22 protein-coding genes are annotated in these 23,222 nt (G+C 46.6%); 8 read left to right on the top strand and 14 right to left on the bottom strand.

Annotation, left to right across the window (positions count from 1 at the left end):
* Nucleotides 1-282: 282 nt before the first annotated feature.
* From LRL21_RS10305 to LRL21_RS10325, 5 genes are read left to right on the top strand one after another with little or no spacing between them, the layout of a single operon-like run.
* Nucleotides 283-873, top strand: a complete 591-nt coding sequence (locus LRL21_RS10305; protein WP_240415693.1) for a CD3073 family putative ECF transporter S component — start codon at nt 283-285, stop codon at nt 871-873.
* A complete protein-coding gene (locus tag LRL21_RS10310) occupies nt 860-1,390 on the top strand; it encodes a CD3072 family TudS-related putative desulfidase (protein WP_240415694.1) in 531 nt (176 codons plus the stop codon). The genes LRL21_RS10305 and LRL21_RS10310 overlap by 14 nt, the downstream gene beginning before the upstream one ends.
* A gap of 19 nt (nt 1,391-1,409) precedes the next feature.
* Nucleotides 1,410-2,222 carry an ATP-binding cassette domain-containing protein gene (locus tag LRL21_RS10315; protein ID WP_240415818.1) on the top strand — a complete coding sequence of 271 codons (813 nt, stop codon included), beginning with the start codon at nt 1,410-1,412 and terminating at the stop codon, nt 2,220-2,222.
* On the top strand, nt 2,219-3,118 hold the full coding sequence (locus tag LRL21_RS10320) for an ATP-binding cassette domain-containing protein (protein ID WP_240415695.1): 900 nt from the start codon (nt 2,219-2,221) through the stop codon (nt 3,116-3,118). The genes LRL21_RS10315 and LRL21_RS10320 overlap by 4 nt, the downstream gene beginning before the upstream one ends.
* Nucleotides 3,106-3,900 (top strand): energy-coupling factor transporter transmembrane component T family protein, encoded by a 795-nt coding sequence (locus LRL21_RS10325; protein ID WP_240415696.1) that lies wholly within the window; start codon nt 3,106-3,108, stop codon nt 3,898-3,900. The genes LRL21_RS10320 and LRL21_RS10325 overlap by 13 nt, the downstream gene beginning before the upstream one ends.
* A gap of 96 nt (nt 3,901-3,996) precedes the next feature.
* On the opposite strand, the gene LRL21_RS10330 is transcribed toward LRL21_RS10325, so the two are convergent.
* The 7 genes from LRL21_RS10330 to nirB all read right to left on the bottom strand — a co-directional run bounded on the left by LRL21_RS10330 (nt 3,997) and on the right by nirB (nt 13,222).
* Nucleotides 3,997-6,672, bottom strand: a complete 2,676-nt coding sequence (locus LRL21_RS10330) for a YhgE/Pip domain-containing protein (protein WP_240415697.1) — start codon at nt 6,670-6,672, stop codon at nt 3,997-3,999.
* A gap of 282 nt (nt 6,673-6,954) precedes the next feature.
* Nucleotides 6,955-7,500, bottom strand: a complete 546-nt coding sequence (locus LRL21_RS10335) for a DinB family protein (RefSeq protein ID WP_240415698.1) — start codon at nt 7,498-7,500, stop codon at nt 6,955-6,957.
* Nucleotides 7,501-7,565: 65 nt separating this feature from the next.
* The gene (locus LRL21_RS10340; protein WP_240415699.1) at nt 7,566-8,513 is read right to left on the bottom strand and encodes a helix-turn-helix transcriptional regulator; all 948 of its coding nucleotides are present in this window, start codon (nt 8,511-8,513) and stop codon (nt 7,566-7,568) included.
* Nucleotides 8,514-8,790: 277 nt separating this feature from the next.
* Nucleotides 8,791-9,558, bottom strand: coding sequence for a uroporphyrinogen-III C-methyltransferase (gene cobA, locus LRL21_RS10345; protein ID WP_240415700.1), 768 nt, complete (start codon nt 9,556-9,558; stop codon nt 8,791-8,793).
* A complete protein-coding gene (locus LRL21_RS10350; RefSeq protein WP_240415701.1) occupies nt 9,555-10,412 on the bottom strand; it encodes a formate/nitrite transporter family protein in 858 nt (285 codons plus the stop codon). Before LRL21_RS10350 ends, cobA begins: the two co-directional genes overlap by 4 nt.
* A 19-nt stretch (nt 10,413-10,431) precedes the next feature.
* Entirely contained in the window at nt 10,432-10,743 is a 312-nt protein-coding gene (gene nirD, locus LRL21_RS10355; RefSeq protein WP_076228844.1) for a nitrite reductase small subunit NirD, read from the bottom strand.
* A 34-nt stretch (nt 10,744-10,777) separates the two neighbouring features.
* The gene (gene nirB / locus LRL21_RS10360) at nt 10,778-13,222 is read right to left on the bottom strand and encodes a nitrite reductase large subunit NirB (RefSeq protein ID WP_240415702.1); all 2,445 of its coding nucleotides are present in this window, start codon (nt 13,220-13,222) and stop codon (nt 10,778-10,780) included.
* 309 nt (nt 13,223-13,531) lie between these two features.
* Here nirB and LRL21_RS10365 point away from each other — a divergent pair, with 309 nt between their 5' ends.
* From LRL21_RS10365 to LRL21_RS45605, 3 genes are all read left to right on the top strand, one after another.
* Nucleotides 13,532-14,158, top strand: a complete 627-nt coding sequence (locus tag LRL21_RS10365; RefSeq protein WP_240415703.1) for an ANTAR domain-containing response regulator — start codon at nt 13,532-13,534, stop codon at nt 14,156-14,158.
* A complete protein-coding gene (locus LRL21_RS10370; RefSeq protein ID WP_240415704.1) occupies nt 14,155-15,171 on the top strand; it encodes an anthranilate phosphoribosyltransferase in 1,017 nt (338 codons plus the stop codon). The genes LRL21_RS10365 and LRL21_RS10370 overlap by 4 nt, the downstream gene beginning before the upstream one ends.
* A 638-nt stretch (nt 15,172-15,809) precedes the next feature.
* The gene (locus tag LRL21_RS45605) at nt 15,810-15,932 is read left to right on the top strand and encodes a hypothetical protein (protein WP_275900694.1); all 123 of its coding nucleotides are present in this window, start codon (nt 15,810-15,812) and stop codon (nt 15,930-15,932) included.
* Here the strand turns inward: LRL21_RS45605 and LRL21_RS10375 are convergent.
* From LRL21_RS10375 to LRL21_RS10405, 7 genes are all read right to left on the bottom strand, one after another.
* Nucleotides 15,925-16,746, bottom strand: a complete 822-nt coding sequence (locus LRL21_RS10375) for a Cof-type HAD-IIB family hydrolase (RefSeq protein WP_240415705.1) — start codon at nt 16,744-16,746, stop codon at nt 15,925-15,927. The two genes, LRL21_RS45605 and LRL21_RS10375, sit on opposite strands and share 8 nt — an antisense overlap.
* 100 nt (nt 16,747-16,846) lie before the next feature.
* Complete coding sequence (locus LRL21_RS10380; RefSeq protein WP_240415706.1) at nt 16,847-17,332, bottom strand: CcdC family protein; 486 nt, start codon at nt 17,330-17,332, stop codon at nt 16,847-16,849.
* Between the two features lie 283 nt (nt 17,333-17,615).
* A complete protein-coding gene (locus LRL21_RS10385) occupies nt 17,616-18,401 on the bottom strand; it encodes a response regulator transcription factor (RefSeq protein WP_240415707.1) in 786 nt (261 codons plus the stop codon).
* Nucleotides 18,402-18,436: 35 nt separating this feature from the next.
* A complete protein-coding gene (locus LRL21_RS10390; protein ID WP_240415708.1) occupies nt 18,437-20,206 on the bottom strand; it encodes a sensor histidine kinase in 1,770 nt (589 codons plus the stop codon).
* 227 nt (nt 20,207-20,433) lie between these two features.
* Entirely contained in the window at nt 20,434-21,297 is an 864-nt protein-coding gene (gene vanY / locus LRL21_RS10395; RefSeq protein WP_240415709.1) for a VanY-A/VanY-F/VanY-M family D-Ala-D-Ala carboxypeptidase, read from the bottom strand.
* Nucleotides 21,298-21,422: 125 nt separating this feature from the next.
* Entirely contained in the window at nt 21,423-22,526 is a 1,104-nt protein-coding gene (locus tag LRL21_RS10400; RefSeq protein ID WP_240415819.1) for a sensor histidine kinase, read from the bottom strand.
* Entirely contained in the window at nt 22,519-23,214 is a 696-nt protein-coding gene (locus tag LRL21_RS10405; protein ID WP_240415710.1) for a response regulator transcription factor, read from the bottom strand. The genes LRL21_RS10400 and LRL21_RS10405 overlap by 8 nt, the downstream gene beginning before the upstream one ends.
* Nucleotides 23,215-23,222 lie beyond the last annotated feature (8 nt).

Consider the following 23,222-nt stretch of genomic DNA (forward strand, 5'->3'; position numbering starts at 1 on the left):
GGTTCCTTTTTTGCGTTGTACGTAATCGTTGTAAATCTGAATTTTATTAAATTATTTTTTGAAAAGCATATTGACTTATCGAAAATAAAACATACAATGAATACTTATAGTAATACTATAAGCTAACTTGGTTTTATTCGTCGGTAGGTAACATTCGTAAGGCGCCAAAATGTTGTCTCGTTTATGTACAAAGGGGGAATCTGGATTCACTATTAAAGCGTGACGTTCTACTTAATAGAAAGTTCTGTTTTTATTAATTGAATCCTTGGAGGTAGTTCTTGTATGAATCAGAAAACATTAATTATTACTTTAGGTGCGTTGGCGGTTGCTATCAATGTGATCGCAGGCACTGTTATTGGCAGCCTGAAAATTCCGTTCCTTTTTCTCGATACCGTCGGTACGATCTTTATTGCAGCTATCTTTGGCCCCTTCTGGGGAGCACTTGTAGGTATTCTTACTAACTTGGTGCTGGGTGTTACCAAGTCTTATACATCGATTCCTTTTGCCCTCGTTAATGCATTTGTCGGGCTTATAGTCGGCTTCATCGCCGTCAAACGCGGATTTAATTTCTTTAATTCCATTATCTCGGGTATTATTCTTGGCATCGTATGCCCGGTTGTAGGAACAGTGATTGCGGTAGGCCTATTCGGCGGATTGACGGGCGGAATTCAGGATATTGCCGTGTTGTGGCTTAAAAACGCAGGCTCCAGCGTGTTCGCCTCTGCCTTTTTGCCGAGATTATTCGATAACCTGATTGATAAGATTCTATCCGCTGTCCTGATTTATTACGTTATCAAAAGCATTCCCCAATCATTGTTGAAACGCCCGGATTTCAAATCAAGAAACAAAGGTGTCTCTCATGAAGCGAAATAAGAAAATTATCGTAACTTCTCACTGCGTGCTGAATCAAAACGCCGTCGTTGCCGAGTTGGCGCGGAGCAATGGGGTCATGACAAGTGTCATTGAATGGTCCCATGAACAAGGCTATGGAATTATTCAGCTTCCATGCCCCGAGTTCACTTTTCTCGGACCTGAGCGTCCACCGATGACAGTCGAGCAGTATGACACCCCTGAATTTCATGCGCATAACCGTAAAATACTGGCTCCCGTCATTGAACAATTACAGGTTTATCAAAACCATGGCTATACAATCGTAGGGGGGCTGGGCATTGCAGGAAGCCCTTCCTGCGATCCGGGTAAAGGCGTATTTATGCAGGACCTGCTCGATATGGCTAACGAAGCAGATGTCCATATTGATTTCTTTTGGCAAATTCCTAACACGGTAGAAGGACACTTTGATCCTACAGATGACAAAAGCATTTTCGGTCCTATCGCAGCCGATCGGAAAACATCTGCCACTTCGCGGCAAGCAAATGATCTGAACAACTAGAAAAGGCGGTGTGGAAACGATGATTTCTATTCGCGATGTTTCCTTCTCCTACTATGGGAGTGAAACCGATCGATGGGCTTTGCGGAATATCCATCTGGACATCGCACCCGATGAATTCGTTGCTTTTTTGGGTCCTAATGGTTCAGGAAAATCGTCTTTATCCAAGCTTCTTAACGGCATCGAATGGCCAACGGAAGGTACCATCACCGTGGATGGACGATCTACGATGGACGCTTCGCAGCTTCCTGCGATTCGTAGAGCGGTACAGATTGTATTTCAAAACCCTGAAAACCAACAGGTGGGAATAACCGTTGGGGAGGATATCGCCTTCGGATTATCCAACATAGGATGGCCGCAGCACGATATTCAGAACCGAATTCAATGGGCGTTGGAGCTGGTTCAACTAAACGCGGGGGAGGATCGATTGGTCAGCCAATTATCGGGTGGGGAAAAGCAAAAATTGGCGCTGGCTTCCGTGCTTGCGCTGTCCCCGCGGTATCTGATTTTGGATGAGTCTACGTCCATGCTCGATCCTATTGCAAGAAGACAGTTTGTCGATACGCTGCATACAGCGCGTAAGGCACATCCTTTTGCCATCATTTATATCACCCATCACCTGGAGGAGGTTCTGGATGCGGATCGCCTCGTCTTGTTTCAGCAAGGTTGGGTCCGTCAAATTGGCAAGCCTGATGATATTTTGACCGATGAAGATCTTTTGACTTCTTGCGGTTTAGAGCTTCCATTCGAAAGAAGTCTTGCTCTATCGCTTCGCAAAGCGGGCGTCCCTGTATCGGTTTCTTCAAGCATTGAGGAATTGAGGAAATGGTTATGAATATTGAACTGTCGGAGGTCTCATTTACTTACGAGAAGCGCAGCAGGAAAACAAAAGTTACGGACATTTCCTGCATATTACAACAGGTGAACATTGATATTCAAAGCGGCGAAATGCTGGCGGTCGCTGGCAAATCGGGATCAGGCAAATCGACCTTCATGCAATTGATCAAAGGGTTTTTAAAACCGTCCTTCGGAGATGTGCTGTTGGACCAAACCAACCCATTTACCTCAAAGCGCCCCGAGCTCTTTGACCGGATCGGATTCATTTTCCAGTACCCGGAGCATCAGCTCTTTTCGATAACGGTCGCGGAGGATATAGCCTTCGGTCTGCGTCACAGCGGGCATACGCCTGAGGAAAGGCAAGCGAAAGTAAGGCGTGCGATGGAAGCGGTCGGGCTGGATTATGATGCTTTCGCAGAGCGAAGCCCCTTTGAGCTAAGCGGTGGAGAGAAACGACGAGTCGCGATTGCCGGTGTCGTGGTCCTTGAGCCGGAGTTGATCATTCTGGATGAGCCTACAGCAGGGCTGGATTATCCATCCAGAACCTCTTTGTTTGACATGCTGCACCGTCTCAATAAAGAGCTGGGCACAACAATTATATGGGTAAGCCATCAGCTTGAGGAAATGCTTGGGCACGCTTCTAGGCTGTTGATTATCAAGGACGGTACAATTGTTGCGGACGGTTTGCCGCAAGCGCTGCTTTCAGACCAGACGCTGCTTGCGTCACTGGGCTGGGAGAAACCTCCTGCCTTGGTGCTGCGTGAATTAGTACTGGAAGCCTGCGGTATTGAACTCAATCATCCGTACAACATCAGTGAAGTCACTACAATACTGATTAGTCTGTTTAAGAAGCAGCAGCGCTCATTGGAGGAGGATCGTCTATGTCTTCCGTAGCCAGCTTTCTCATTTATCAAAAGAAGGATTCCTGGTTGGAGCGCTGGGATCCGAGAATGAAAATAATCGCCGCATTGTTGTTTGGAGTCGGCCTTTTATTGTCAAGCAATTTGGAGCTGAAAAGCATTCAAATTGTTCTGCTGATCGTCTTGTGGGCTGTCGCCAAGCTGTCTTGGCGGATGTTGGCTTTCACGATCCTATCACTCCTGTTATTTTTTGCTACTACGATGATTTATCAATCGATACTGCTCACAGTACCAGGCGAAACGCTGATTCAATGGGGCTATATTGAGTTTTCTTACAACGGGGCGATCAAAGGCATTATGATGTGCGAGCAAATATTCGGAATCGTCATCGTATTGTCTCTCGTTGTGAGAACGACATCACCTATTATTTTGGCGGAAGGCATGGAACTACTGCTGAATGTGTTTAAAAGGTGGAAGGTACCCGTTCATGAAGCTGTCATGATGTTTTCCATCGCTTTGAGATTCCTTCCGCTGCTGCTGGAGGAATTTGATAAAATCCAAAAGGCGCAGACAGCGCGCGGAGGCGGTTTTCACCGTAAAGGCGTGTTATCCCGATTTCGCGGAGTGCTCCCGATGCTGGTACCTCTGTTCGTTCTCGCGATTCTTCGCGCCAAGGATCTGGCAACAGCGATGGAATCCCGTTGTTACCTTGGTGATCAGGGGCGAACGCCGATTCGATTATACCGATTCGAGCTTAGGGATTATCTCGTTTTGACAGCCTCCGTTGTGCTGCTCACACTTACTATTTTTAAATAATTCAATGTCTGTGGTCACAAGAAAGAGGTATACTGCCTGTGCAGTGCACCTCTTTCTTGTCGTAGACAACTTGTTTATCGCATTCGTTAGCCTTCATCAATCAATGATTTTCGTTTTCTTGGCATTCTCCATCGATTTCTTGATAATACCACTGAGCGGACGCTTCAGAACCAGAGCCACGAACAGGCTGAGACCAATAATAACGATCAGACAAACGATATCCTTGAGCGCCGTTGTCCATAGAATCCCGCCAACCCCTTCTCGCAGCAGGCTGATTGCATAAGTAAAGGGCATGAATGGATTCAGAGCCTGGAAAAAAGGCGTCGTCATACTGATCGGAAACGTGCCGCCCGAGCTGGAGAATTGGAATACCATGAAGATGATCGCGATGCCTTTCCCTACATTGCCAAAGACGGACAAGAGTGTAAAGGTTATCGTAACGAATACGGTACTGACCAGCATAGCGAACAGAACGAACCAAATTTTATCTGCTACATAGGCGTGTAGAATAAAGAAATCACCGAGCGTGATGCATAACGCCTGGAACAGCCCGATCGTCACGAAGGTTGCCAATCGGCCCAAATATAGTTGATAGGGCTTATAGCGCCCTTCCGGATTGTCGGCTTCCGACTTTAATAACGAAATCAACAAAGTCGCGCCCACCCATAAGGATAATACACAATAAAAGGGTGACATCGCCGATCCATAGTTCGGTATCGGGTATTTCCGATTCTCATTGATCTGTACGGGACTGGCCAGGAACTCACTTTCCTTCTTAATGTCCCCACGCAGCAGCTTGGCCAGATCAGCGAAGTGATTGTTCGCCTCGACCTCTCTGAGCTTGTCCGCTGCCTGACTGATTGCACGCTCAAGCTGAGGCAGATCCTCACGAACCAAGCCCGCAACCTTATGGACGCCGGACTCCACCTCGGGCAGCTTGTTACGCACAAAATCGGCCAGCTTGACGAGCTCCTCCTCCGTCTGAGGCAGATCGTTATTGATGAAAGCTGCTGCCTTGTCCAGCTTCTCTCCGATTTCAGGGAGCTTATCCTGAACAAAAGGTGCGGCGATATTAATCGCCTTCTCGAACGCTTCTGCCTTGCTCTGCAGCGCTTGTGCCATTTCATGGACCTTCGCGCGGATCTGAGGCAGCTGATCCTGGATCTTATTGAGCTCTGCTTGCCCAAATTCAAGTCCACTCTTCACGTCCTCAAGAATCACTTTAATATCGGGGAGCCTGCCTTTGGCCGTCTGAAGAATATCAGCGGCCGTACCGTTAGCGGTTTTCAGTATTTCGATCCCCTTGGTCAGGATGGGAGCAATCTCGCTATCGTACTTGGAGAGAATGATCCCTAATGTGGCACTCGTATTCCGGGATAGCTCGTTCAAGCGTTTAACCGCATCCTTCAGGGGCGTTTTCCCATTCTCCAGATCGGTTGCAATCGCACCCAAAATTGCGATTTGCAGATTCATATTTTTCTCAATGGTTTGCAGCCGCGCTATTTGATCATTCAATGGCTGACCCGGAATATAGCTGTTGATTCGGCTAAGCAGCGACGAGGTATGTCCCAGCAATCGTGCAACTGTAGTGAGCCTGTCCTTCACAGCTGTTACCTCTGCTGCAGTAGGCAGCAAAGCCGGATTAATATTCAACAATCTCTCTGTGAGCAGCGTAGTTGCATCCGCCGCTTGCTGCGCCATCGTTAAATTTTGCTTAACCAGCGGAGCAATCAGCTTGAACGTCTCCTCGTTTGCTGTCAGGAACTTGTTCAATTCATTGGCGATTGCGGTGCCTTCATCTGCGATTTCAGCAACTCGCGGCAATGCATTCTGGGCAGCCGTCACGATCTCGATAGCCTTGCCCGCTTTGTCTGAGGCAAGAGCAATCGTATTGGCTACCTTGTCAAAGTTATCATCCAGCTCCTGAATTCGGGCGACGACCTGTTTGATCTCAGGTAGTTTATTCTGAATGACGACGATTTCCGAGAGCGCCTCATTGATTTTCGGCCAATTTTGCTGGATTTTCAGAACATATTGAGCGGCTTGATTGATCTCGGGAATTTTTTGCTCCACTTCAAGTATGATCTGCGCCTTGTCATGAATTTCAGGCAGCTTCTGTTCCAGTTCCAATACCTTTTGTCCCGCGGCCTGAATCTCGGGTAGCTTGCCTTCCAGTTCAAAGATGCCGGTCTCGATCTTACGAATTGTGGGCAGCTGCTCCTCGATCTGAATGCCGATCTCTGTAAGCTTCGTAAGTAAAGCTTCACTGACGGCTTCCGTGAAATTCTCGTTAATCTGCTTGGTAATCGCCGAAACACCTGATGAAGTGATCTTGGGTGCGACTGCATTCACTTTTTCGTTAACACTGTAGATCACTTCGGGCCGCTCCAGATTGCCGTTGACAATCCCGGTGATTTTGCTGGAAAAGTCGGACGGTATCAAGATGCTGGCATAATAGGTGCCACGGTCCAGACCTTTCTCCGCCTCTTCCTTGGTAACGAAGGTCCATCCAAGCTTCTTGTTATTGTGTAAGCTGTCCAGCAGCTCCTTACCGATATTAATGCTCTTGCCGGCAACAGTCGTTCCCAGGTCCTCGCTCGTGACCGCTACTTTGAGTCCTTCCGTATTGGCATACGGATCCCAAACCGATTTAATATTTACCCAATCATATAAACATGGAAGCAAAATAATGGCTATGATCAGAAAAATCCCGGTAGGCACCTTGAAAATATGTAACCAATCTGTTTTGTATATTTGCCATATGGAACGCATGTATGGACCACCTGTACTGTTGGAATGAAATAACGCGCGAATCGATCTCGACACTTAAGTGACATCTTATCATGAAAGGAAATGATTGAGAAGAAACCTTATGAGTTATAGATTGGCTTTATTCGTCGTAAAATACCCGCTATAGCATGAAATAAAACAACCATAAGAGCTTCCAGAACTTGACCCCACCTGTAGCCGTAATAAATAAGACTGCACAAAAAGCCCAGAGCTATGAGCTCAAGGCTTTTAATGAACGATCCTGATGGGTAAAGAGTGATAGCTTTATTCAGATACGCTGCTTGCCAATTCATTTTTCAAACGGTCCTTCTGTCTTAGATGGTGACGGTAGTGCATCTCGACGAGCCTAAACCATTCCTTGGCATTTAACATACCAAAACGTGGATGAGCGACGGTGTGCTGCAAGGCTTCCTGCTCAAGCATCGGTCCAACCTCGTTCATTCGGCGCAAGACCGCTTGCAGCCCATGAACAAGCTGCTCTTTACTCTCGGGCTGTCCGGGTGTATATTGCGGTGAAGCGGGAACCTGTATACGGATAGGCGGCAAGCTTCCTTGGTTAAAAACCGTTGCTCCTGCTTCTGTTTTTCCTTCTGTAGAAATAACCGCAGCTTCGTTTCCCGTCAGGCAATCATCCGCATTGCGAAGCTGCATATACAGAGCAGAATTAATCAGGTGCACATACATTTGTCCCAGCGACCATTCGCTCTCACTCGGTTGTCGCCTTAGCTGCTCCATAGTAAAGTCGTTTAATTCCTGAATATAATGTTCGGTGATTTCTGCAAAATGCTGTAAGATTTCGGTTGTATGCATAGCTTGAACAGCTCCTTCTTCTTGATCTGCTCTTACTATACAACAACGCTACTGACACCATAATGTCAGTAGCGTTTCAGCATCCTCGCAGCTTCTTCACGGACCCGATTTCGCAGCGATTCCGGCTCAAGCACCACGACATCTGCCCCCCAGCCCAGCACCCAATGCAGCAGCTCCTCCGGCTGACGAACGTGAAAGGTCACCAATAAACCATCCTCATGATCCTCCATTTGTGTCATGAAAAAGCTGCCCGCCCCCTTAACTTTATCCGCAATATCCGGGTGTACTTGAACACGCACAAGGACGTGCCTGTCATCTGCAGGCTTGTGGTCCTGCAAATTAAAGTTAGCAGGAAATGTGAATGAATCCTCCAATATGATCAAATCACTCATTCGGGATAAGCGAAAATGACGAAGCTCCAGACGCAGATCACAGTAGGCTACCAATATCCATGAGCCTTGAGCAAACACAAGTCCATACGGGGCAACATCACGAACACTATGACGATTCCCATCGGCTCCAGATATGTTCTTCGTATAATGGAATCTGACCTTGCACTTATCCAGTATGGCTCGGCGCAAAGCTTCCAAGCATTCTTTTTCTCGCCCACTATTATAGGTTTCACCCGTGGTGAGCAATCTGATCGTCGTTCGAACCCGTGATGTCTCCTGTCTTACACTTTCCGGTAAAATCGCTTCGATTTTGTCCCGAGCGCTTTGTGCTTTTGCACTGTAGTCCGAATCAAATTTATGCTCGACAAAGTCCGTACCCATCATTAGCGCCACGGCTTCTCCTGCGGTAAAGCTCACCGGAGGCAAGAAATATCCTTCCATCAAGGAATATCCTAACCCTGGAGCGCCGACAATCGGAACGCCTGCTTCACTCAGAGCTTGAATATCTCGATATATGGTCCTCGTACTCGTTTCAAACTTGGCCGCCAGATCCTCCGCCCTTAAAACGTCTTTGCGCTGCAGTTCAAGTACGATGGCTAACAGACGGTCTGTTTTGTTCATACCTGGTATCCCCTCCGGCAAATGGAATCCTATTATTGCCTTTGTAAAGCTTATCATAAAAATGGATATACAGAAAAATGACTTCTTCACATGAAAGCGCAAATCAGGCGATTTTGCCGCGGCTGTCAAAGTCTCGTGTAGACAAAACAAGTAAAAGCACACCTGATCAGGGTGCGCTTTTACTGTAAATTACTATATTAACTATTATTTTTGCCATTACCTGAAGTAAAGCTTTATCTCAGTAGAAATCATGCTAAGAAATTGCCGTATTTCTTTTCTATCCGACTTGATGGATTGCATCCATCACAAGCAAATTTAATTGTTCTCGAACCTTAACGGATGCTCCGATAATGATAAGTGCAGGGTTCTTGATCTTCATTGCCGCTGCTTGTTTATGAATAAGCCCAAGTGTCCCCGTAACTGTTCTCTGCTGATCCGTCGATCCGTTCTCGACGATTGCTGTGGGCGTATCCGCATCCTTTCCATGCATCAATAATTCTGTGCGAATCCGCTCCAAATGGGTTATACCCATATAGATAACTAACATATCGACGCTATGTGCGAGCAAATCCCAACGAATTCGCGTTTCCGGGCTTGAGCAGCGACTGCCGGTGACAAAGGCTACAGAAGCACTCATTCCCCGATGGGTTAAGGGAATATCGGCTGCCGATGCCGCCCCCAATGCCGATGTAATACCCGGCACCACTTCATAAGGTATGCCACGCTCAGCCAAGGCTAGCGCTTCCTCCCCGCCCCGTCCGAAGATGAAGGGGTCCCCTCCCTTCAGGCGAACGACGTTTTTCCCCTGCATGGCATATTCAACAAGCTTGCGATGAATTTGCTCTTGAGACATCGTATGCGCCCCTGGCGATTTGCCACAGTAAACGAGTTGTCCGTCCGGCTTGGCTTCAGCAAGCAGCTGTTCATTAACAAGGCGATCATAGAGGATAACATCCGCTTCCTTAATAAGACGCAAAGCTTTCACAGTAATTAACTCGGGATCCCCAGGGCCGGCACCAACAATATGCACAGTACCCGTCTTCATACGATTTTCTCGGCAACGGCTGTATCCCGTCGGGGTTGATTCATCTCTATCGTATTACCCAATGATGTCTTGTTGCTCTTCTGCGATAAGTACAACAGAAGACCCGTAAACAAGGCACCGCCTATAAAATTCCCAATCAGTACCGGAAGTTGATTCCACATCCACCAATCTCCCATACTGACCTTCGCCCCAAGCATCATGCCAGCCGGGATGACGAACATATTAACAACTGCATGCTCGAAGCCCTGCCCGAAGAAAATGAGGATAGGCAGCCACATTGCAACAATCTTACCTACCGTAGAGCTTGATGTCTGCGCCATTACCGCTCCAAGCGTGACCATCCAATTACATAAAATGGCCTTGATGAACACAAGCATCATACCGTTCATTCCCATATCCTTGTAGGCGATCGTTTTCACCTCAGCCGTTTTGATCAGCAATTGGGCAAGCGGACTCGCCATGTCGGTTCCCATCTTTGACACCGTTAGACCGTATAAGGCAGCATAGATCGCACATCCAACCAGGTGGCCTGCAATGACCCACGTATAATTTTTCAGCATCTTGCCAACCGTGGTCTGCTTCTTCATTACGGATAATGGAATAAAAGCAAAACTCCCGGTGACAAGCTCCAAGCCCAACAATACAATAATAACGAAACCAACTGGAAATATGAGTGCGCCCACTATGCCGAGATTGGTCTGCAGCGTTGCTGTGAACGCCAACGTCGTGGCACATGCCAAGATCGCCCCTGCCAATACACCGCGGATGAACATGTTCATGACGCTCATTTCGGCTTTAGTCTTCCCTACCTCCACCATTTGATTAATGACTTGCCCAGGTTTGATATAATCCATATTCGACATCCTCCCTCATCTAGATAGTGACATATATGGAGCCATTGGTTCGATCAACCTCAACTTCGTAAGTGTTCACGCAGCCATCATCAGGTTCGTGTACATTCCCTGTTTGCAAATCAATCTTCCAGTCGTGCAAAGGACAGTGGACTTTTCCTCCGCATACCATCCCTTCAGATAAAGCTCCCCCTTTATGCGGACACTTGTTTTCGACTGCAAATATTTCACCATCTGATAGACGGAACAATGCAATTTCCAGATTGTGCACCACTATCGTGCGCGAGCCTTTTGGATCAATGTCAGACAATTGGCCAATTAAATATTTAGACATGCGATCTCCTCCACCTTTCCTCGCTTGCTTGGTGTTAGTCCATTATGGGTTGTACTTGCTTCAGTGGCTCAAAGTTTTTGCGTAGGGAATCTTCGTTTACGATCTGCTTCCAAGGATCGGTAGTCATACTGAGTGCCTTCTTAATCCGTTCGCTGAGCACCGCTCGATCCTCTGGCTTTTCAAGCGCGCGTTTGACCGATTCCAATCCGACCCGCTCGATCCAGTTGGAGGTACGCTCGTTCCACTGCGCATTCTCCCGATAATATTGCAAGAAAGCGCCAGCCCATTCACTAACTTCATCCTCCGTCTTGACCACGCACAACAGCTCCGTCGCCCGGACATGAACCCCTCCATTACCGCCAACATGCAGCTCCCAGCCACCATCGATGGCAACAACTCCAAAATCCTTGATCGTAGCTTCTGCACAGTTCCTCGGACATCCGGAAACCGCAAGCTTAACCTTCGCTGGTGTATTCAGCCGTTCAAGCTCCTTCTCCAGCCTGATCCCCATGGCGATGGAATCCTGCGTACCGAACCTGCAAAACGTAGACCCTACGCATGTCTTCACGGTACGAAGTGTTTTACCATAAGCATGCCCTGAGGGCATATCCAGCTCTTCCCACATTCTCGGAAGATCCTCTTTCTTCACACCAAGCAGATCCAGCCTTTGTCCGCCCGTAAACTTGACCATCGGAACCTCGTATTTCTCTGCGACCTCGGCTATTTTCTTCAACTCCGACGGTGATGTGACTCCCCCGTATATTCTTGGAACAACTGAATAAGTACCGTCCTTCTGAATATTTGCGTGGTATCTTTCATTCGTGAATCGCGACTCCTTCTCATCTGCATATGCTTCGGGCCAAAGCATACCCAGGTAATAGTTGAGTGACGGGCGACACTTGGCACAGCCTTCGGGATTCCGCCAATCGAGCACATGCATGACTTCCTTGATCGTCATCATTTCCATCCGTTTAATCTCGGCAACAATCTCGTCTCTGGTTAATGAGGTACAGCCGCAAATCCCTTCCTTCACCTGTTCTCCAGCTTCATCACCGGCGTACATCCTCAGCAAGCCTTCAACTAACGGCTTGCATCCGCCGCAGGAGGCAGATGCCTTTGTACAGGATTTGATTTCACCAACGCTCCGGCAGCCTTTTGCTATGACTGCATCCGCTATAGTGCCTTTGGATACACCATTACACCCGCAAATGATCTCGTCATCTGTCATCTCTTTAAGTCTGTTATCTGATGAAGCTGCCGTCCCTCCACCGATGGAGCCACCAAGCAACAGCTCTTTTTCGCGTCCCGCTACAACTTCTCCATTCTTGATCATGGAGAAGAACTTTGCTCCGTCATGAGTATCTCCGAGCAGTACAGCCCCAATCAGCTTGTCGTTCTGGAGTACGATTTTTTTGTAGACGCCGTCTACCTCATCCTGGTACCGTAAGGAACGCGAGCCTGCCGGTTCCTCGTATCTTCCTGCGGAGAATACATCCACACCTGAAACCTTCAATTTTGTCGACGTCACAGAACCCGCATAACCTACAGTCTCGACTCCGCCCAATTTCTTGGCAAGCACCGCACCCTGCTCATAGAGCGGTGCTACGAGTCCATACGCGATTCCACGATGCTCCGCACATTCTCCGATAGCATAGATATCCGGAACGCTCGTTTCCAGCCAATCATTAACGACGATTCCACGGTTGATTTCAATACCGGAAGCTTTAGCCAGCTCCACATTCGGACGGATGCCCACCGCCATGACGACAAGGTCTGCATCAATCTTGCTGCCATCCGTGAACCTGAGCGCCGTAACTCTTTTCCTGCCTATGATCGAATCGGAGTTTTTCGCCAGCAGAAATTTCATTCCCTGCTGCTCCAGCTCCGCCTGCAGCATCTTTGATGCTGTTTCATCCAGCTGCCTTTCCATGAGATAGGAGTGAATATGCACAACGGATACATCCATTCCTAGATGCAGCAAGCCTCGCGCCGCTTCAAGACCCAACAGACCGCCGCCAATGACGACTGCTTTTTTATATTTGCGTGAGGAATCCATCATGATCTCACAGTCCTTGATGCCGCGAAAGGCAATAACTCCCTCCTTGTCGGCCCCCGGCAGCGGAAGCATGAAAGGGTTCGAACCCATTGCCAGAATCAACACATCATAGGAGACCGTTACGCCTTGATCGGAGACGACACGTTTACGAATCGAATCAATTTGTGTCACGCGATGCCCGGCAAATAATTGGATGTTATTATCCTTGTACCAGTCCCAATCATTAATAACGATTTCCTGAAGATCCGCACCACCTGCAAGAACCGAGGACAGCATAATCCGGTTATAATTAGGATGCGGCTCTGCCCCAAAGATCGTGATTTCATAAGCTTCCGGAGCTAGCTTGAGCAGATGCTCAATTGCCCGCACGCCCGCCATTCCGTTTCCGACCAGAACCAGCTTCTTCTTGTAAGTTCCTTCCATATCTTATCTTCTCCTCTCGAAATTCCATTAAAAAAACACAAAAGCCCGCTTCGTTCCACGATAAATAATCCGCGAAAGACGATAGCAGGCTCCATTGCCACTTAAAGGGATACCCCATTGTACCCCCGAATATGAAATTGGTTAATTCGAATATACTATGCATTTTTCTTTATGTCAATATACATAACATAATTTTTCTAAAACTAAGCAATAGACAATGTAATTGGATCTGTGTTATATATTTGTGTGAGGATATATAACAATAATAGCTTTATTCACTTAAAATCAGTGAAATGGGGGGAATCATTCATGCGTTCATTGTTGGTTATTCATAACCAAAAATTGGCCCGGGAAGGCAGGTTCTTACCCGAATCAGATTCGCTTTCCCCCGAACGCATTCTACGCTCCAATGGTTATATCGTTACCTGTACCAGCAACCAGGAACAGGCTAGGCAGCTCATTATCGATGCGGACGCGAGCATTTTACATTTGTCAATCGATGAGGTTAAACCTTGGGGCACCTTTCTTATGCAGCTTAAGGCATTGCCTTTAATCTGGTGGTGTGATGAACGTTCTGCCTCCCAGTCCCTGGAAGCATGCGAAGATGACATGATGCTGGATGGCATGCTTACCCCTTTTATGAAAGGCTATGAGCTCCATTGGGCGCTTCACTTCAGTTCCAAGCAATTCGTTGAACGGCAGCAATGGTACAACGAGCGGGAGCAGCTGCTCAGCCGTATTGAGGAACGCAAATGGATCGATATGGCTAAAAGTATTTTGTGTGAGATTAAATCCATCACTGAATCGGAGGCCTATGACATCCTTCGCAAACAAGCGATGAATGAACGTAAAAGATTGGTCGACGTCGCTACGTCCATCGTGAAAGTCTATCAATTGCTCCAAGCGGGCAAAGAAAGCGGGGCGAAGCCTAAATGATCACATATTTGAAGGAAGTCGGCCGTGGCAAACGCGGAGCCCGCGATTTGACATATGAGGAATCTCTAGAAGCTGCAGAACAAATCATGAACCTTCGGGCAACTCCAGCCCAGATAGGCGCCTTCTTCATGGCGGAGCGCATCAAGATGGAGAGCGTGGAGGAGCTGGAGGCCTTTGTAAAAGTATGCCGTGAAGCCGCTTACCGCGAACCGATCCAGGAAGGCATCGATTGCGCCGGCCCCTATGATGGACGTAATAAATCATTTTTCGCTACATTTGCCGTTTCGTTTCTACTCGCTGCAGCCGGATTACCGGTGACGCTTCATGGTACCGCCTCACTCCCCCCCAAGTGGGGAGTGACACTGCATGACATTCTTCTGGAGGCAGGCATAACTATAAATGAACGAACGCGCGTGGAAATAGTTACAGCCGCTAAAGATACAGGAATTTTGTATGTTCCTGCCGAGAGCTGGTGCCCTCCACTAAAAGAGTTGCGTCCGATCAGGGAACAGCTTGGGATGAGGACTGTATTGAATACGGCCGAGAAATTGATTGATTACAGCTGCTCTCCTTACCTGGTATTCGGCGTTTACCACAACACTGTATTCGATCGGTTATCTCGGCTCACGACTCAATTGAAATACCGCAAATCTCTTATCGTCCAAGGTACCGAGGGCTCGGAGGACCTGTTCATCGATCGGCCGACTCGCACCTATATGGTGGAGAACGGACACGCTTCCCTTCATGTCGTCAATCCGGAGAACCTGGGGCTGGATACTCCCATTCCTGAGACAACTTGGAACGCTGCCGAGCAGCTTCGGGTAACTGAATCTGTTCTACACGGTGACGCACATATCGGATTCACTCATCAGGTGCTATTAAACGCTGCATACAGGCTTCATTTGGCTGACAGGGTTGAATCTGTCGAAGAAGGCCTTTATACCTGCAAGGCCCACCTGGAATCAGGCGAAGCTTGGAAGGTTTACTCCAAGTGGAAGGCCATGCTCTCCTAGATATCGGCTCCTTACTCTCAAAGCTTGTCCCGCAGCCCTCGAGAGAGGGATAATCAAGGCAGGATTGAGGCTGTTCATTTAAATGGCAGTCTCTTTGCTGATTCAATTTTGCCACATTCGAATAGTCAGATATATCAAACAGCATGATATAATATGAGCATATACAATCCATACTCCACAAACAGTGTAGCCATGAATTAACAGTTATGGGCAAACTAGCGTTATCTCATTCAGGGTATGGGGCTTGGACATGAGGAATTCAATATATCCAAAAGGATCGTGTTAAACATGATGGTTGCTATCATCTTTGGGTCGGTTATTTCTTTGATTATCGTATTGGGTTTGACTTTTTGGATTACCAAAAAAGCCTACTCACGTAAATGGGAAGAAGACGAATAACATGTTCACAGCAAAAAAGCTATCCAGGACCGCTCAAGCGGAAGGATAGCTTTTTTATATTGCTGTAACACTTCGCCACAGCCGGCAGCAGCCATTTATTTATGAAATTTTTTTCCTCATTTGTCATGCAAGCGATGTGATTTCGGGAGCTGGTGAATGAATTCTCAATTTTATGTATATACCATTAACATTGAAACTTGGGTTCGAGTGGAATTTGTCGATGAAGGTCACTATGCATATTGTTGAAGTTATTTCAAGGTAAATTCGAGGACCTGGGGCCCAATATCATTGGAACCAAGCTCGGACTGGTCGTTCCTGTCTATATGAACCTGACCTCGATCGAAGATTCGGCTGTCAAATAGCTGCAAGCTTATCTAAAATAAAGGCTTCAACAACCTTGGCGACGCCATCGTTCATATTGGTATCCGTCACAAAATTGGCGATTTGCTTAATATCATCATGGGCGTTGCCCATCGCCACGCCCAGTCCTGCAAATGTAATCATGGCCAGGTCGTTGTAGCTGTCACCAATGGCAATAACCTCTTCTTGTTGAATGCCAAGCTGCTGAATCAGATGATGCAAGCTAGTCCCTTTATCTACGCCAGCTTCCGTGAACTCCAGGAAAAACGGCTTTGAGCGTACAACACTCAGCTTGTCTTTGAGCTGCTCTTGCAGTTTCTTTTCGACCTTTACGAGCTTAACAGGGTCTTCCATCATTAATACCTTGACGACGGGTTGTTGGATCGCATCGACAAAGCTGTCTACCTTGACGATTTTCATTCCCGTAATAACGGATTCGATATCGGTATACTCATTATGAGCTTCTGTTACGATCTCATCACCTGTATAGGTATGAATCCATGCTTCCTCTTGTTTACTGATGTGGTACAGCTCATGTACGGTTTCTGGCGTTAAGGTACTGCTGAATATCAGTTCGTTGGTTGCACAGTTCATAATTGTCGCACCGTTGAAGGATAATAGATAACTTCCGTATTTTTCGAGCTCCAGCTCCTTGGCAATATGGGTCATCGCAAACGTAGGACGGCCCGAAGCAAGTACTACCTTAACCCCTGCTTCCTGTGCGCTGATTAATGCTTTCAGGGTACGCGGAGAGATGGTATGGTCATCCCGAAGCAACGTGTCATCTAAATCAAGTACGATCATTTTGTAGTTCATCCTATTACGCCCTTTCCAGTCTGCTCAATCCTATGAAGAATCTGCTTTTCATTGTCCCAGAACTCTTTTATGAAAGCAAGGGGTTGGCATGTATGACGCTTTACGAAACTGTGCGCTGCAGCCTGCGGTATCTGAGCAGCATGGCAGCACGCCACGGCACGAGCATTCCAAAAGCGAGTAGAAAGAAAAGCGCTCCCGTTTGCGGGATCGATATATATGTTTCGATGTAGCTATGAAGTGCTACCCGTAATGCCAACAGACCGAGCATGACGAATGCAAACGACTTGGATCGCTTGACGAACACATGACCCTCGTGCAGCTCCAATTGCGAGCTTCGGATTAATGGATAAGAAAACAGCAGCAGTCCCACCAAAAAAGCAAGTACGCCCCACAACACAGGCACATGAAACGCTGGTGCAACAAACATCAGAAACCCGGTGCTCATACCGATCGGAGGCATGATGATCTTCGCAGTTGTGATCGGTTTGTTGGTCGCCCGCATACGCACGAAGATCGCTAGCAATGCCATTGCTACCATCCCAATGCTCGAAACTACTTGTATATGAAATGCACCGAAGTGGACCATAGCCGTATTCCTCCAGTTGTAGGTTTCCCATCATAGTCTTAGCAGTCATCTTTATTAGTCATTTGTGACTAATATAATTATGATTATATATCGTTAATATGGAGTAGTCAACCGTGACTATGACCCATATATCGTAAATGGATGGGGATTTTGTATTTGCTTTGACTCCCATACATACACAAAAAAGCGAATTCTGCGCTGAAACGCATACTCCGCTTTGTTTAATCCGTATACATACCGGTCTCGCCCCCAATATGATGAAATAGATGAATGGTTTAAAGACTTATTTTAATATTCGCAGCTCTCTTGCCCGTTTAATAGCCTGCGCCCGCCTTTTCACACCAAGCTTGCTGTATAGATTATACAAATGGTTTTTGACGGTTCCTTCCGTTAACATGTATCGATCAGCTATTTCCTTATTGGATAAGCCTTCTGCCAGAGCCAGTAATATCTCCGTTTCGCGGTTCGTCAAGGGGTCAATAAGGAGGGGTGGGGCTTCCCTAATATTTCGCTCAGCTTGCTCAATATGAGGCTTCATATGTTCATGATGGTTTGTCAATTGGTGTGATTCAAAAAGCTGATACGTTAGATCTCTCCCTTCTATCCGATCTGGCGAATTCTTCATCAAGTTACTGCCTGGCTCCTTCTGGTCCATGTCAGCCCCCGCAGCAATTGCAATCGACCAGCGATCCACCTGAGCAACTTCTTTCAAAAGCTTATCAAACACTCTCTGAATCGTTCGCAGCAGTCTATCCTGTGTAACCGGCTTGACGATATAATCGGAGGCATATACGTCGAATGCAGACAGTGCGTATTCCTTATGTGAGGTTACAAACACAATTTTTATATTCTCGTCGCGCGCTCTTAACCTTTCGGCAAATTCGATTCCGCTTTCTCTCGGCATACTAATATCAACAAGCACCAGATCGACTTCATGGTTCTCCATATATGAATATGCAGCTATCGTGTCCAGAAAACAGCCCACGACTTCGACTTCCTTGATCTTGCCCAGCATTCGTCTCATGATCAAATGCATCGCTCCTTCGTCATCAATAATGACGATCTTCATCTCACACCCCTCCCTCCCTCTTGTTCGATAATGGCTCAAGCTTCCTCGTGAAGCGTAGGAATGGAAAAGTAAAAGACGCTCCCTTGATCAGGCTTACTATCGAACCAAATATCTCCGCCGTTCATTCGAACGAATTCCCTGCATAAGGTAAGCCCCAACCCTACACCCCGCTCCCCAGCCGTTCCGATTGAAGAAACCGGATTGACGTCTTGAAATAAGGTACTGGCCTTATCCGGTGTTATACCAGCCCCTGTATCTCTGATCGATACAATAATTTCATTGTCTACCTGATGGGCCTCGATATGGACGCTACCATCGCTATCTGTAAATTTAATCGCATTGGACAGTAGATTGCGAATAACCAGATCCAACATTTCTTTGTCGGCATAAATCCGTGTCCCCTTCGGTATCAGTGACGTAATATGAATACGTTTACCATTACTGCGCACCTGCAGCAGCCGAATATTAGCCTGAATAGTGTTGGACAAATCAACGATAACCGGGTTAAAAACCACTCCACCTTTTTGGCTGCGGAACCATTCCAGCAAACTCTCCACCAACATAAAGGTATTCTGGATTTGCTGTCTCATTTCGTTGACGACCTCATCATGCTCCCCATCACAAGACAGCATTTCCTCCTCCATGAGCTCCATCAAACTGACAAGCACCGCAAGCGGGTCGCGAATATCGTGAGCGATAACATTAAACAGCTTGTCCTTGAACGAATTCAGCTCACCTAGCTGCTTGGAGCTGGTTAACAGCCTCTCCTGATTATGCACATCCTCTGTCACATCACTTAACAGCAGCATAATACCCAGCGCAACCTGTTTGTTGTCTTTGATCTGTGAAATATGGACATTATAAACCTTGGAGGTTTGCGTCTCTGTAATCATCAGTCTGCTGTCCTTGAACGGCTCCTGCCTGGTCCTGTCTACTAGCTCCGGATATACTGAGAAAACGTCGGAAACCAGCATACCATTCGCTTTTTTATGATTCAGGCCTGCCATAACCTGTCTGGCTGACTGATTGAAGCTGGTGACTCTATAGTCCAGATCCAATACAATAACGGCATCGCGCATCGATTCAAACACCTTTTGCAATGCCAGAGGAGCCAGCTTCAACAGATTAAATTGATAGATTCCCCACATAAAAAAGATCCCCGAAAAAACAAAGCCGAAGGGAGAAAAATCAACCAAAGTGGGTATAATGCCGCTTAAATATATTGCCGTTACGCCATAAGGCCCACAGGATCCAATCACCACAAAAATGATTTGCTTCCTCAACGCAGGAACTGCTTCCCGATACATACGGAACAGCAGCCCCATACCGATAAGGCAAAAGAAATAGGCGTACCCCACATGAAGCTTATATAGAGGACCCGTGACCATGGAAGCCAGTGGAACTCCCTCAGACTCGTCAATCGTTATACTTTTATAAAACAAGTGGTGCCAGTCGTTCGTATAATGTGCTATGAATGTAATAACAGGAACAACCATCAGCAAGGCAATTCTCCATTTGTTCAGTAAAGCCTGGCGGCCCGTAAACTGCAGCACCATCATAAACCAGAGTACCGTGCCAAATGGAATCCCGATATATTCAAACCTTAACCAGAAGCGGATTTGCTCCAGACTGGAGCTGACAATTTCAAAGGCATACCCGAAAGAATAAAAGGAACCCGACAGCAAGACCAAGCCTAAGCTGACCGCGATCGGCAGCTCTCTTCTTTTCCAGCAAAGGTAGGTCATGAATAAGGAACAGCAGGTAGCGGCCATCAGCAATGCAGAGAAATACAGTATGTAGCTCATAATCAGCTGCTACCCTCCAGGCAGAATTTGATCCAAACCTATCGTAAAATTGTATGCAAGAAAGGATCTCGCCTTTGGAGATCCAAACAGATTAATAATTTTACAGTTTTTTGCAAAACAACACTGTTCCTTCACCTGTCCAAGTCGGTATATTTATTAGCTATCCGGATTTTATTATAGCTTATCTACCTGCGGTTAGGGATTATTTTTTAATGAATTCGTTGGACTCAGGGATACACAGTCACAATGATTCCATCCATGTTATTGCCAGATATCTCATAGCGGCGGTTGGCTGGCACTTTAATCGTCGTGTTATTGGAAACAGGATAATAAGAGACCTCATACTTCTCACCATCGACCTTGAACGTGATGTTCTTTTCTTTTTTCACATAGTCCAAATATTGCTCCAAAACCATATGCTGTTTTTGCATAATGGCGCTGTGAGGCAAACCAACATAACGATAATGCCAAGGCTCATATTGAATGCCTGTAATCGCTGTCTGATCCTTCGGATAGCGTAAAATAAAACCGTATTTCCACGCATTCTGATTAAGCCACTTTCCTTCAGGCGCTTGATTCATCTCCATCAAGGTTGATCCAATATCCAGAGATAAACCCAGATTGTGTTCGCTGTATCCCGCGGGCAATGCATAGTCCGAGCCCATTTCTTCATACAGCTTTGCTTGCTCCTTCAGGTCCCGATAGCCGCTTGTTATAGAAAAGTTGCGTACTTTATCTTGTTCAGCAGCACCCACCAGCTTCAGGAATGCTTGAACTACACTTTTGGATAATTGGATATTGTTATCATACAAGCCATAACCCTTAACCAGTTCTTTGTGCTGAGACAGCTTGACCACATCGGATTTCACACCTTGCTGATGAAGGGGATACACCTTATTGACCAATATCAGATTCCCTTGGTAGACCTGATCCTTTGCCACCTTTATCGTTTGGTTCTTCTCCTGGGAAGACACCTCTTGTGCTTGGTTCGGTTTGTTACTTGGAAACAACGATGCGACCTCGGCCTTTTGTTGATAGGCTCCATAACCGAGCAGTACAACAAAAACAAACAAAAAAACCCACTTCTTCATCCTCAATTCCCTCCTATCCTTTACACCTTCAGGATAGGGGAAAATTTTAAAAAAGAAGTCGGGTAAACTTAAAGTTTTTCTTAAATTATGGGGAACGGAGGCTTGCGATAGGTTGTATAGCTTCTTTATATGGTTGTGTGCTCTCGGGGTAACCGCACCTCAAAGACCGTACGAATCAAGCTGCTTTGCACCGAAACCGTGCCCTGATGCTGGGACACAATATTTTTTGTAATGTACAAGCCGAGACCTGTGCTTCCCCTTTGATGGGTACGTGATGGGTCGCCGGTATAAAACATTTCAAAGATATGGGGCAGCTCCTCAGGCTCAATACGATCACCGTAATTGATTACTTCAACTACCACATCGCCGGCATCGAGATAGCCATTAATATCGACAAACTGACCGTCACTGCCATAACGGATGGCATTGGTCAGCAGATTTTGAAATACACGTGCCAGTAGCTCGCCGTCACCCCACATATTCAGATGCGGAGCCACATTCAGTCTGGCTATAAGTTGATTTTTCTCCAGAACCGGATAGAGCTCTTCATTGACTTGTATAAGCAGTTCGCTGAGATCTATTTGTTTCTTATCAATGGGAAGCATGCCATAGTTCATTCTCGTGATTTCAAATAGCTCATCTATCAGCTTTTCTAATCGTTGAGACTTGGTAAAGGCGATGCTCGTGTAATGCTTGATTTGTTCCTCTGTCAATTGATCGTCCTTAAGAATGAAGTCCAAATAACCCAAAACAGAAGTCAGAGGCGTACGCAAATCATGAGCCAAATTCAACACCAATTGATCCTTGCTGCTTTCAGCAAAATCGCCTCTTTCTACAGCGGCTTGCAATTTTTCACTCGCCAAATTAATATCCTTCGCAATGATCCCAAACTCATCGCTCGCTGAGATATGAATCCGATTGTTAAAATCGCCATTGGCAAGATGATGAATCCCGTTGGAAATCTTACGAAAATAAGCGGCATAAGGCTTTGTTAAGAAAAAGAAAAACATAATCGCGAGCGGGACAAATATAATCAGGAAAAAGTTGACGTCTCCGATCCTATTCACAAACAAGCGAATATAAGCCATAGTATCTCCATATCGGACTTGGGAATGATAATACAGCTGGAGAGCTTTATAAAGTATATAAGTAAGGATGCCGGATAGCAGCATACTTAAACCGAGTAACAGGATCATGGTGGACCGGAAGCTGCGCAGCTTTTTATCCATTAAATGTGTATCCAACTCCCCATATGGTTTTGATCAGCTTGTTTTTATGCATATCCTCTCCAAGCTTTTTCCGTAGGGTGCGGATATGTACCATGACCGTATTACCCCCCTCATAGTAGGCTTCGCCCCACACCTGTTGAAAAATATGCTCCGCACTATAGACCTTCTTGGGAGAACGAGCCAGCAAATACAAAATATCAAATTCCTTCGGCGTCAGCTCGACAGTCTGTCCATACAGGGTAACGGTACGTTGATCCGGATAAATGGCCAAGCCCCCTGCCTCCAACACCGGTTTATTTGCTTCCGCCGCTTGACTCAACTGCATCGAACGCCGCAGCTGCGCATTCACGCGAGCTACCAATTCCATCGGGTTGAACGGTTTGGTCATGTAATCGTCCGCTCCCCTTACCAGTCCTGCGATCTTATCCAGATCAGAGGTTTTGGCACTCAAAAAAATGATAGGCATGGTATGCTGTTCCCGAATTTGTCGGGTGACCTCATAACCGTCCAGCTTGGGCATCATAATATCCAAAATCGCCAAATCAATGGCATATGTCTGAACAGCTTGAACAGCTTCCAGTCCATTCGAGGCTTTAATAACGTCATAACCCTCTTTGTGCAAATGCAGCTCAATCAGCTCCGCAATCTCTAATTCATCATCAGCTATTAAAATCGTAATTCGTTTCATAGGAACCA

The organism is Paenibacillus periandrae, assembly GCF_022458865.1.
Classification (GTDB): Bacteria; Bacillota; Bacilli; order Paenibacillales; family NBRC-103111; genus Paenibacillus_S; species Paenibacillus_S periandrae.